Origin of the sequence: Pseudoalteromonas sp. SG41-1, assembly GCF_014164575.1 — a bacterium.
GTDB lineage: Bacteria > Pseudomonadota > Gammaproteobacteria > Enterobacterales > Alteromonadaceae > Pseudoalteromonas > Pseudoalteromonas rhizosphaerae.
This window is the reverse complement of the sequence record NZ_JACJFL010000005.1, coordinates 32,146-44,133: the sequence shown is the minus strand read 5'-3', so window position 1 is coordinate 44,133 and position 11,988 is coordinate 32,146. Positions and strand designations below refer to the sequence as shown.

Sequence of the window (11,988 nt, the reverse complement as noted above, 5' to 3'; positions counted from 1 at the left end):
TATGAATATTCCAACTTATTTTAAAGCAGGTGTATTAATAGATATAGAGCAGCCCCTTCAACTACTCGATTTAAAAATACCGTATTTGAAAGATAATCAAGTTCTGGTGAAAATGCATATGGCTGGCTTGTGTAGAAGCCAGCTGATGGAGAGTAAAGGCCTTAGAGGAGAAGACAAGTATTTGCCCCACTTAATGGGTCATGAAGGTGTAGGTGAAGTAATAGCAGTTGGCAATAGTGTTACCAAGGTTAAACAAGGAAATCGTGTCGTTCTTGGTTGGCTAAAAGGCAGTGGAATCGATTCCGGTGGGACACATCTAATTAGCAAAGAGGGTCAAATTATCAATGCAGGTCCAGTTACGACTTTTTCAGAGTACTCTGTTATATCTGAGAATAGAGTAACCATTTGCCCTGAAGGTATTTCAAATGAGTTAGCTGTTTTACTCGGTTGCGCCCTCCCCACAGGAGCCGGTATGGTTCTAAACCAGATACAACCACACTCTAATAGTAATGTGATATTAATCGGACTAGGTGGTATAGGCATAAGTGCACTATTAATGCTTAAACATTTCAGACCAAAAAAAATCATAGTTGTAGATATTGAACAATCTAAATGTGACTTAGCACTACAACTAGGCGCCGATGAAGCTTATTTATATGAAGAAGCAAGCCTAGCTTTACTCAAAGAGCAACACCCTAATGGCTTTGATTATGCTATTGAGAGTGCTGGACTATGTGAAACCATAGAATTCGCTTTTAATAATATACATAACAGCGGTAAATGCTATTTTGCCTCACATCCAAAAACTGGCGATTTTATAAAGTTAGATCCTCATCAACTAATTTGTGGAAAGCAAATTTTTGGAACTTGGGGAGGTAATTGTAATCCAGACAAAGATTTAAAATCGATTGCAGATATTATTCAAAAACTTGAAATATCTATTAATTCTTTGATAAGCCATCGCTATTCTTTGAATCAAATCAATGAAGCAATATCGGCGCTCGAACGAAGAGAAATTACCAGAGCCATCATTACTTTTGAGAATATTGAAGTATGAATAAGCAAGTCCTTGTTCAAGGAAATTTTGACATTTTACACCCTGGCCACATTCGCTTACTTCGTTTTGCAAAAGAGTGTGGTGATAAACTAATTGTTGCTGTTAACAGCGACAAATCTATGGGGTTAAAGAGTCGGGTAAACGAACAACATCGCCTAGAGATGGTTCAATCCCTCGAATGTGTGAATGAAGCATTTTTATCAGATTTAACTCCAGCAGAAACCGTAAAGAGCCTCAAGCCTCATATTGTCGTGAAAGGTAAAGAGTTTGAAAGTAGGCACAATCCTGAGCATGCTCTTGTTGAAATGTACGGAGGAAAGCTTATTTTTGGCTCTGGTGAGTTCGAATCTAATTCCGAACAATATATTACAAGAACAATAAGCCATGGTCATAACTTTGATTACAAAAAATGCCAAAGTTATGCAACAAGGCATCAGTTTGATTATCAATCAATCAATACGGTATTTTCTCAGTTTAGTGAAAACCGTGTTGCTGTAATTGGCGAAATAATCGTCGATGAATATATCCAAGGTACTGCGGTAGGCTTATCTCAGGAGGATCCTACCATAGTGATGACACCAGATAGAACGGATACATTTTTAGGCGGAGCAGCAATTACAGCAGGTCATATAAAAGGGCTAGGAGCTAATCAAGTTACGCTTTTCTCGGTACTTGGCAAAGATGATAAAGCTGATTACGTAAAAAATCATATTAACGCATACAATATTGATACTATACTTTTCGATGATGGCAGTCGCCCTACACCATTAAAATCACGATATAGAGCTGGGAATAAAACACTTCTAAGGGTCAATCAAGTTCGACAGCATAAAATTTCTAAAGAAATTCAAACCGATTTATACATGCAACTTGAAAGTAGTATTAACAACTTCGATTTACTGGTATTTTCTGATTTTAATTATGGATTATTACCTCAAACTCTGGTCGATAAAGTCATTGCTTTATGCAAAGAAAACAATGTACGTGTTGTCGCAGACAGCCAAACTTCTTCTCAAGTTGGTGACATTGCCCGTTATAAAGATATGATGCTAATAACACCAACAGAAAAAGAAGTCCGTGTTGCTCTGAATAACATTGATGATGGTCTACCTATTTTAGCGCAAAAACTGTGTGAAAAAGCTAATCCGATGTCGTTGGTTATTACCCTTGCGGGAGAAGGTATTTTTATCCATCTACCAGATCAAAATGGCCAATGGGAAAATGATATGCTTCCTGCGATTAACCGTAATGCGGTTGATCCTGCGGGAGCTGGTGATTGCTTCTTAGCTGCCAGTAGCCTTGCTTTGTGCTCAGGTGCGACACCGTGGCAGGCATTTTATATTGCAAGTATTGCAGCCGCTTGCCAAGTAGATACACTAGGAAATCAGCCACTGTCTTTTAACACGCTCCAGCAACGAGTACTGGAGTCATTCAAAAATATATGAAAGCGATATTGCTAGCAGCAGGATTAGGCACTCGGTTAAAACCTTTGACTAATACAATTCCAAAATGTTTAGTGCCTATTAATGGCAAGCCTTTATTGGCTTATTGGTTAGAAAAGCTCGATAAACTTGGTGTCAACGGCATACTCATTAATGTACATTATTTCGCTGAACAAGTTGAAGAATTTATATCAACTTCCGAATACCGTGATAAAATAACAATTGTTAGAGAGACAAAATTACTCGGTACCGGCGGCACTTTGATTAGTAATAAAGACTTTTGGCGGAGTAGTCCCACAATGGTCATTCATGCTGATAACTATTGTGAAGATAACCTCACTCGTTTTTTAGAAGCCCATAACAAAAGGCCTAAAAAGTGTGATGCTACGCTTTTACTTTTTGAATCGGCTTCTCCCTCCTCATGTGGTATTGTTGAACTTGATTCAGACGATACAATCCAAAGGTTTCATGAAAAAGTATCTAATCCACCAAGTAATCTAGCAAGCGGTGCACTGTTTTTATTCTCTGAAGGTGTGTATGAAAAATACTTTTCACACTTTAAACAGGAAAGCTTCTATGAAATTAGCCACGACATGGTGCCTTTATTATTGGGCAGTCTTTATAGCTATAAAACCCATCTGAGATATATAGATATAGGCACTCCACAAGCTTATAATAAACTTCAAACTGAATTGCTGGCTATCAACAAACCTGCTTAATATTAAGATAAATAAAAACTAGGATATAAAGTGAAGTTATCTGAAAAACTTAAAAACAGCATTGCAAGCCATGCAAAACTTCCTGCAATTTTTGTTGATAATCAATACATTACTTATAAACAGCTTGCAAGTTACGCTAATAATATTAACACGAGCGAAATAAGTGAAGCTGAGCAAGTTGGAATTTTAAGTTACCGAGATACTCACTATTATAGCGCCGTACTTGCCTGCGCTTTAGATTCACGAACATTTATACCGCTTGGGGTAAAACTGCCAATAGCTAGATTGGCTTCTATCATAAAGCAAGGCAACTTAAAGTATGTTTTATACAGTAAAAAATATTTGTCGATCAGCCAAGCATTAATAAAAGCACTCCCAGATAGAGTATTTGTATGTTTGGACGATATAGTCAATAAAAGCATTGTATCAACTAAATCACTACAAGCTCGCAGCCTATCCAATATCGCTTATGTTTTATTTACTTCAGGTTCTACAGGCTCACCAAAAGGTGTGCCTATTGGCATTGCGAATCTTAAGTCTTATCTTGATACTATGTGTGAGTCTTTACCCCTCAGTAATACAGATAAGGTAAGCCAAGTATTTGATCCAACGTTTGATCTAAGCATGCATGATATATTTGTTACTTGGCTGCAAGGTGCTTGTCTTTATGTAGTGCCTGAAACCGCTATATTTGCGCCAGGTAAATTCATTAAACAACACGGGCTTACAGTGTGGTTTAGTGTCCCTTCTACTGCATCAATTATGGCTAAACTAGGAATGCTTAAAAATGATGCCTATCCTAGCCTTCGTGTGAGTCAGTTTTGTGGTGAGCCCTTACCTAGAACACTCGCTCTGCAATGGCAAAAAGCAGCACCAAACAGCAAGGTTATTAATTTATACGGACCAACTGAGGCTACAATAGCATGCAGTAGATATGTATTTGATTGTAATGATGATAGTGATAGTAGCTATATTCCCCTGGGTAAAGCACTTAAAAACATGAGCTTTGATTTAGATGCACAAGGTGAGCTTTTGATTTCGGGGCCTCAAGTATTTTCTGGGTATTTGAATGATAGTATTAAAACTCAGCAATGCTTACTTACAACAAATAATATTATCTATTATCGTAGTGGTGATCTGGTAAAGTGTGATAATAAGGGGATATTCCATTATATCAGCCGTGTAGATGACCAGGTTAAAATTCAGGGATACCGTGTTGAGTTATCTGAAGTAAATACATTAGCACAAGACTTTTTATCAAACCCTTTAGTACACACTATCGCAACTCCGAGGCAACAACCTCAAAGTTTGACTTTATTTATTTGTAATCCAGCCGATAAAGAAGTTGAACAAATGCTAATTAATTACTTAAAGCAGCAGTTGCCTAGTTATATGGTGCCTAAAAAGATCATATGGATCGATTCCATGCCACTAAATAGTAATGGTAAAATTGATAAAAGCGCCCTACATACCATGATGGAGAAATAATGAGCTTAACAAATTCGATTGAACAAGCTATCAATAATAAATTAATAGAAAAGCATGGTCAGGACATACTCATATCATTAGATAAAAAAAATAGTTTAATAAGTTTAGGTCTTTTAGATTCGCTTGATTTTATTAGTATGTTAATGGAAATAGAAAACAGCTTAAACCTTGATATTGATTTCGAAGAAGCTGACCCTGTGCAATTTACATCTTACAGTGGCCTAATAAAGCTACTTAGTGAGTCTACTAATGCCTAACAAAGTGAATTGGCAAGAAATATATAATACGGAATATGTGAATGCCCCAGAGTGTTGGAAAACATGCGGTGGCTACTGCTGTAAAAATTTTTACGGAGAGCATTTTAATATCCTAGACAAAAGTGGTGTATCTTTACCTCTTCTCGAAAATGAGTATGAGTACTATAAATCTATTGGCGGTATTAAAAATCTTACTACACCTGCTAAAAAGCGTACATTTACGCTTTCAAACGGTAAAAGCTTCAGTATCTATTTGCTCTCTTGCCAATGTGGCGGTTTATGCGAACCCCATGGACACAGACCCTTAGTTTGCAGAATATATCCCTATTTCCCAATAGTAGATGCGTTTGGTACTGTTATTGACTTTGAGTACTCCGCTTTAATGGATCTTTTTTACCGTGATCCTGATAATAACCATAAGTGTACGCTAGTTAGAGAGCAAGCCATAAAGTTGAAACGTGAACTTACAGTTTCTATGAAACCACTGTTACGTGATCCGGAAGTTGTGTTTATCTTTAGATGTTTAAAGGAACTTGTAGACCGCCTCAAAGAAAAAATGGGGGGCTTCATTGATACCTTAGATGAATCACAGAAAAAAAAGTTTATTGCTAAATATGAATGGATGATTCTGTCAGGCAAGCCTTGGAAAGATCCCGCGTTTTCAAAAAGAATTGATACTATCTACGACGAAGTTAAAGCAGCTTTCGGCAATGAGGACTTTTTGTGAGAAGTATCAGCCAAGAACAAATTATTGCAACATTACATTCAGTTGGTATCAACATGAATGACAGTGTGTTTATACATTCTTCATTATTTACACTTGGCGCTATAGAAAATCACTCAGTAAAAGAAGTGCCTAAGGCGCTCCTAAACTGCTTTAAAACTGCAGTTGGTGATAACGGTAATATATTTATGCCAGCGTTTAATTATCAATTTCCACGCAGTCGCAAAGAAGATTTACGCTCACAAAAATGTGTCTTAGGGTATTGGCCTGAGTGGTTTAGACAACAAAAAAATGTAGTACGCTCTGGACACCCTTTGTTCTCTATATGCGGTTTAGGCCCTGATGCGGCAAAAATTTGTTTACCCAAAAAGCCTGAATATTATGCCTTTGCAGAGCACTCAACGTTTAGTAGGTTAATAGAACAAGATACAGTGCTTGTACTGCAAGGCATTGGTCTTAGAGTCGCCACGGTGATTGTTCAAATAGAAGCAATGTTAGGTTTGAACTATCGTTTTAATAAGCCCTTTACCGGTGTGACAACACTCACAAATGGAGAAGAAGCAAACGGTACTTTTTACCACTTTTGCTTCCCTATAAATAATGCCTATAGGGAAGACTATTCCAAATTAGAAACTGTATTATTAAAATCAGGGGTTATGAAACAAGCCCAACTTGGAAGATCATTTATCTATACAATAAAAATGAAAGAACTTTATCATTTTGTAAAAGACTTTGTTGCTGATAACCAATTTGCATTGCTCAACTGTAACCCATCTGAACTATATCGTTTTGAAAATGGAAAAGAAGTCTCTTATTCTGTCGATAAATAATTGTTTATATCGTTATATGCGGCAACAAGTACATCAGCTTGTCGCCATTGTTTACCGCCTGATCTGCCTGAAATAATCATATTATCGACACTGTTTTTTAATGTATCAAAATTAGCTTGATTATTTTTTTCAAATTCTAAAGTTGGCACAGGAAAAGTGCCATGTATGACCTGTTTAATATGACTGATACATGTAGCATCTTGGCCGACAACTTGCATTTTCTTTAATGTATTCACAATTTCATCCACGTCATACTGCTCCACCTCTTCTGGCCTGCATAATATTTCTGCCGACAAGTTCGCATGCTGACTTTTAGTGCTGAGGTTAGGGTATAACGTCAACCTAAATATATCCGTTTGATGATCCCACACCCATAAATAATGCGATTTTTGGTCAAGTAAAAGCAAGTCAAAATTCAGGTGAAATACAATAGCGGTTCTAAGTTCTGGCTTGTTATAAATTAAAGGTAAGCCTAATGCTTTTAAAGCAATAAATGGAGGGGCACTCCAAAATAACAACTGACCGTCAAGGACTTCTGTTTTATTAGTAAGCTTTACTCCCGTGATTTGCCGCTCATTAGTTTCTATCTTTTCTATTGATGAAGAAAGTATGATATCAACTCCAGCGCTTTTAAGTTTAGTTACTAAATACTCAACCCAAGCCTCAATCCCTTTATTTTCTAATGGATAAAAGTAATTTGGGGTTTTTGAGTTGTCTTTAGTTTGTCGTTCATGAAAATGCGCTTGCGTTTGATATCCAATTTTAGCATCAAAAGTAGGGATATTTTTCAGTGCATTTGCAACATCGGGCTCAAAAGCAAGTATGCGAGTAAAGCCAAATAATCCTGCAGCCATTGTTAAAGTGTTTAAATCTGTGTGCTTGCCATATAGCTTGTACAAAATAGGCGTGATGATATGTTGGGTAAACGTTTTTCCCAATGTTTCTTCACAATAAGGAAGTATCAGTGGATTGCAACTAGAGGACGTTGCTTGAATAAGCTCAGCACAACCTTGATAATACTCTTCGCTTGGCAGTTTGTGACTATCTGGAAACGGAGAGTTTAAATCCCATTCATCGGCAAAGTAATTACCAGATTGCAACTTTTCTATTACATGCCAATAGTAATCACGATTTTCTAGCTCGCCAAATAACAGAGTATCAAGCGCTTCTATGCCCGTTGCGTTCGGTATATGTGATCCCATATCATAATATGCACCTAACTCATCTTTTATAGAACGAAATAATCCCCCAACACGCTCACTTTGCTCAATTATTGTAACTTTTTTAAAAGACTGTTTGAGCAGTAATGCCGCCATTAAACCACATACCCCACCACCAACAACGATAGCTGAATCTCGCATAATAATTCTCCAGAAACTACTAAGTAGTAGCTATATAATAACCACTCATGATTACGTAATTTGAGCAATAGATTATTTATATGCAACGATACTTCTTTGTGCAGAAGTGATCTTATCGTTCTGATCATAAGAAACATCATACGATTGCTGCGTTATTGTAAATTTACTGAATAGTTCGCAAACATCTGCTTTAGAAGCAAAAAATAGGCCATCAATGTCAGAGAAATAATCCGGCGAAAATTGTCGCGCAAACCCATCATGCTGATATTCTGAGTTTATAAATGCAGGATGAGCATCAGCATACATAATAGAAAATATACAACCACCTGGTTTTAACACTCGGTAAGATTCACTAAGGGCAACTAAAATATCTGAGCGAGGAACACAGTTTAAAGCGCTTCTGTCTATCACTAAGTCGAACGAATTATCTTGCCAAGGCAACTGAGTAAAATGACCATTAACTAAATCAGCTTTAAGTTGTAACCTTGTTAGACGCTCTTGAGCAAAATCTAAAGCAGCTGAAGATATATCAATACCAGCAACATCAACTCCCTCTTCAGCCATAAAAACGATATTATTTCCAGCACCACAGCCTAACTCTAATGCGCTTAAACTTGAATTAGTGCGCTTTAATCGCATCACCAATGATACGATTGCATCATAAGGGTATTTATTTAATTGCCTGCCCTGCTGATAAATATTCTGCCAATTACCCATTTCACTTCATGACCAAGAGTGTTTGTTGCTCTAGCTTGTCAATTGCAGACGCCATATCTAAAACACTGCATCCATATTTATCCGCAATATCAATAGAGTCATGCTCTCCATCACTATAATTTAATAACATCTTAATGTGATTAAGCTCATCGAGTTGGCTTACACGCTCTTTACTAAAAAAACTTAACGTTGGATACAACCCTTTACTACCTAAGTTAGGTTCACCAAAAGGTAGTGTATTCTCAAAAGTCGCAGCTTGTTCAAACGCCAAAAATATTTTCTCTAATTTATCAATACTATCAAGCAGTGGTTTTATTCCCATAAACGCTTTAGTATCAAGGGAAGTATGATACTGGTGGTAGCCAGAATGAAAACTACGGCTAACGCAGCACACTGGCAATTGAAAGCCAGGAGAATTATATTGCCTTTCATCAGAACCACTTAAAGGACTAAATTGTATGTTTTCATGGTTATAATCATGTTGATTTAGATGATATAGAAGTTTATCTAGCATACCATTATCATTCCGACTATGTTTAAAAACTAATTTTTCAGGTTCTCCACCCATACAATTAATAACCAGTCCAGAAACCATGTTTGCATTAAAATGCTCCCCCATTAAATGAAGCAATCCTAAACTACCTATTGTTTCAGGGTGTAATGCAAAACGGTAGGAGTAACGACGTTTTGGCCATTTTTTAATACGATTAAATAAGCCTAAAAGAACTAAAGGGCCGCTCAGCTCATTATTCGCCATTGATGGGTGACATAGATATGAACTTAATAATACTTCTTGTTTAGATTCACCATTTAAAACTGATTGGCCGATATCCAACGAACCATCTACAAACTGACTCTTAATTACAGCTTTGTATGTTCCCTCTTTAAGTTGTTCACGTATTTCATGAGCGATACAAAAACCCCAACGCTTTTTATAGTAGCTAGTAACATAAGGGATTGCCGTTGGCTGCTCAGGTAGGCTATATAAGTGCTTTTGAAGCTCTTCAAGGCTAAGCTCTCTTTCTACAGATTCTGAGTAATTAACGACCTCAATATTCAATCGTTGCATATCAGCAATTTTCTCTCCATCAGGCCCTAATAAATAAGCATCTTCACAATGCCACTCCTGAGGTACAGTCCAATCAAATATTTTTTCACCAGAAGTAATTGAAGAAATATTAAGCGGCATATACCGAGAGAGAATACTATAACTTTGTCGTAAGCCTGGACCTGTTATAGAACGAAGGATAGGGAAAAGCTCATCAAATAACTCACTGTAGAAAGCCTCTGATTCTTGGTAATCTGTCACTATTATTCCTTTCCTAAGTCACATTTTTCATCATAGTGGATTTTATAATCAGCCATTATCTCTTGGATATAACATTTCCATAACTTATTTAGCTGTTTATATTTTTCTAAACAAAATACTTCGTCTTCATATTGATACAAAAGCGTAATCATCGGGCAGTGATAATATAACAGTGAGCCTTTTATAATGTGAAAAATGTGCCCAAGAGTAGTGCCTTTTAACGAATAAACATATCTTGCTTGACGCTGTAGCTGTTTAGCCGCAGTGGCACGTCCAGTAATATTCTCATCAATAATTGATAATAAATGTTCACAGATCTCTTCAAGCTTATCAATAGCAATAAACCTATCTTCAACATCATCGATTGGCAATTCTGTAAAAAAATCATTCTTTATATTGCTTATAGCCAGATCTTTATCTATCTCTCTTTCTATATCTATCAAATGTTCTACCGCTGTCGGAATAGCCCCTTGAAGCTTGGCACCATGACCAACATTAATACAGCTTGTTACTTTATAATGTGCTAACAATTTCTCCAATTGCACATGAGCCACAAAAAACAAATCATTTGTTATTACACTCTCACTTAGGTTCCCTTTCAACAATCTTCCATCGAACTCTAAGCATGTATACCCTAGCGTATCATCATCGTTATTTACTTTATAGATGCTATCTTTACTATGATGAGAACCAGATAACTGTTTGCCGTTATCAACACCAAACAGATAAATATTACGAAACCCCATGTGTAAAAAAAATGAAAGAGCTGCATTTGCCACAACAGGGTTGCAAAAAGGAATTAGCGGCAAGCCTTGATATATATGGGTAAGACATAAAACTTCCATTAAACATGTCCCCGCCTCATTACCTTTTCCCGCTATTCCTGCCCATTTATAACGTTTATTGGTATCGGGATATAAGGTATTCAGACCCAACAAATTCACTTTTTTATATTCATCAGCAGGGAAAATATCACCAAAAATTTTGTAGTTCGAATATGGCCGTTCAACTAATACGTGGAAGTCAACTGGGATACCCTTATTATATAATGACGCTATGGCCGTTCCCGCAGCAATTACGATCCCTTTTTGATGGTTATTTTTTAAAAAAACTTCAGCCTCATCCAGTGATGGACCATTACCAACGATAAATATAGGCGTATCAAAGTCCATTTCCTGGGCCGTCTTCGTTAGTAACGCAGCTTTATTTCGAATATGGTGGATACAATGGGCTAGACCTGTTATTGCATCGTTATAGAAACCATGACCAAACTGAAACCGAAAGTAATCATTACTCCATTGCTTAATTAAATCGTTTAATTCAACCCCTGGTGTATGTTGATAACAAAAGCTACGAACTAAGGAAAACGCCCCGATATCTTCAGCTATTTTTTCAATATCCGTTATAAAGGATTCATGATCTACACCTAAGTGAAAAAATAGACATCCCCCATCAGCATCGACTTTATTTATAACTTCAAACCAATCAGTGCAAAATAAACTCGCAAAAAATTGTTCAAAATCTGGTTCAACTAAAAAGGTATAATCAAATTGAGTTTGCTCCAAAAGAAGCGGAACATGATAACCGAGTCCAATACCAAAAATAATAGCAGAAGGAAACGAAGAGGGTAATTTACCTAGTCGAGGCTTATCTTCAGCCCTAACATTTTTCATAAATTGAGTTAATTTGGTCATGTATCGAATATGAATACGAGTATCATCATCGTTTTCTGGATAGCCCGTGTAATCAGTAAAACTGAACGCGGGGTTTGAAGTTTGCATATGTATTTGTTTTTTAGTTTGGGCCATTGGGTCTTGTGAATAAAGTAAAGTACTTCCACCACTTGGTATAAAATTACCATGCCCAGAATCTGTAACATGTAAGCAAAAGTCATTTTTGGTTTTAAAGTTTTTTATTGCTATTGCTATATCAGGGAAAAAATCAGCAAAACACTCAAAATTCTTTTCAAATCGCTCATTTGCTTCGGTGGCAAAAATCGCCTCTCTTTCTTGATGTTTTATAGTTTTTTCAAGTTTTTCTGAGATGTGCTCAAGCTCGTTATTAATATCTATATTCTTTATCAT

General features: G+C 36.6%; 11 protein-coding genes. 7 read left to right on the top strand and 4 right to left on the bottom strand.

Going from position 1 to position 11,988, the window contains the following annotated elements; all coding sequences use genetic code 11:
* The first annotated feature begins 1 nt into the window (after position 1).
* From H5203_RS05375 to H5203_RS05345, 7 genes are read left to right on the top strand one after another with little or no spacing between them, the layout of a single operon-like run.
* Positions 2-1,057 carry an alcohol dehydrogenase catalytic domain-containing protein gene (locus H5203_RS05375; protein ID WP_145239471.1) on the top strand — a complete coding sequence of 352 codons (1,056 nt, stop codon included), beginning with the start codon at positions 2-4 and terminating at the stop codon, positions 1,055-1,057.
* Positions 1,054-2,502: a PfkB family carbohydrate kinase gene (locus tag H5203_RS05370; protein WP_182758299.1), complete on the top strand. Its 1,449-nt coding sequence runs from the start codon at positions 1,054-1,056 to the stop codon at positions 2,500-2,502. Before H5203_RS05375 ends, H5203_RS05370 begins: the two co-directional genes overlap by 4 nt.
* Complete coding sequence (locus tag H5203_RS05365) at positions 2,499-3,218, top strand: nucleotidyltransferase family protein (protein WP_182758298.1); 720 nt, start codon at positions 2,499-2,501, stop codon at positions 3,216-3,218. Before H5203_RS05370 ends, H5203_RS05365 begins: the two co-directional genes overlap by 4 nt.
* A gap of 30 nt (positions 3,219-3,248) precedes the next feature.
* Complete coding sequence (locus H5203_RS05360; RefSeq protein WP_182819463.1) at positions 3,249-4,706, top strand: AMP-binding protein; 1,458 nt, start codon at positions 3,249-3,251, stop codon at positions 4,704-4,706.
* A complete protein-coding gene (locus tag H5203_RS05355; RefSeq protein WP_145239482.1) occupies positions 4,706-4,963 on the top strand; it encodes a hypothetical protein in 258 nt (85 codons plus the stop codon). The genes H5203_RS05360 and H5203_RS05355 overlap by 1 nt, the downstream gene beginning before the upstream one ends.
* Positions 4,956-5,690 carry a hypothetical protein gene (locus H5203_RS05350; RefSeq protein ID WP_182819462.1) on the top strand — a complete coding sequence of 245 codons (735 nt, stop codon included), beginning with the start codon at positions 4,956-4,958 and terminating at the stop codon, positions 5,688-5,690. Before H5203_RS05355 ends, H5203_RS05350 begins: the two co-directional genes overlap by 8 nt.
* Complete coding sequence (locus H5203_RS05345) at positions 5,687-6,517, top strand: AAC(3) family N-acetyltransferase (protein WP_145239485.1); 831 nt, start codon at positions 5,687-5,689, stop codon at positions 6,515-6,517. The genes H5203_RS05350 and H5203_RS05345 overlap by 4 nt, the downstream gene beginning before the upstream one ends.
* On the opposite strand, the gene H5203_RS05340 is transcribed toward H5203_RS05345, so the two are convergent.
* The 4 genes from H5203_RS05340 to H5203_RS05325 all read right to left on the bottom strand — a co-directional run bounded on the left by H5203_RS05340 (position 6,499) and on the right by H5203_RS05325 (position 11,988).
* On the bottom strand, positions 6,499-7,878 hold the full coding sequence (locus H5203_RS05340; RefSeq protein WP_182819461.1) for an FAD-dependent oxidoreductase: 1,380 nt from the start codon (positions 7,876-7,878) through the stop codon (positions 6,499-6,501). The genes H5203_RS05345 and H5203_RS05340 overlap by 19 nt on opposite strands.
* 72 nt (positions 7,879-7,950) lie before the next feature.
* Positions 7,951-8,595 (bottom strand): class I SAM-dependent methyltransferase, encoded by a 645-nt coding sequence (locus tag H5203_RS05335; protein WP_145239493.1) that lies wholly within the window; start codon positions 8,593-8,595, stop codon positions 7,951-7,953.
* Position 8,596: 1 nt separating this feature from the next.
* Positions 8,597-9,904 (bottom strand): DUF4910 domain-containing protein, encoded by a 1,308-nt coding sequence (locus H5203_RS05330; RefSeq protein ID WP_145239496.1) that lies wholly within the window; start codon positions 9,902-9,904, stop codon positions 8,597-8,599.
* Positions 9,905-9,906: 2 nt separating this feature from the next.
* Entirely contained in the window at positions 9,907-11,988 is a 2,082-nt protein-coding gene (locus H5203_RS05325) for a 6-hydroxymethylpterin diphosphokinase MptE-like protein (RefSeq protein WP_145239499.1), read from the bottom strand.

Coding starts and splice junctions, on each gene's coding strand:
- H5203_RS05375 (WP_145239471.1), top strand. CDS start 2: ATGAATATTCCAACTTATTTTAAAGCAGGTGTATTAATAGATATAGAG.
- H5203_RS05370 (WP_182758299.1), top strand. CDS start 1,054: ATGAATAAGCAAGTCCTTGTTCAAGGAAATTTTGACATTTTACACCCT.
- H5203_RS05365 (WP_182758298.1), top strand. CDS start 2,499: ATGAAAGCGATATTGCTAGCAGCAGGATTAGGCACTCGGTTAAAACCT.
- H5203_RS05355 (WP_145239482.1), top strand. CDS start 4,706: ATGAGCTTAACAAATTCGATTGAACAAGCTATCAATAATAAATTAATA.
- H5203_RS05350 (WP_182819462.1), top strand. CDS start 4,956: ATGCCTAACAAAGTGAATTGGCAAGAAATATATAATACGGAATATGTG.
- H5203_RS05340 (WP_182819461.1), bottom strand. CDS start 7,878: ATGCGAGATTCAGCTATCGTTGTTGGTGGTGGGGTATGTGGTTTAATG.
- H5203_RS05335 (WP_145239493.1), bottom strand. CDS start 8,595: ATGGGTAATTGGCAGAATATTTATCAGCAGGGCAGGCAATTAAATAAA.
- H5203_RS05325 (WP_145239499.1), bottom strand. CDS start 11,988: ATGATAAAGAATATAGATATTAATAACGAGCTTGAGCACATCTCAGAA.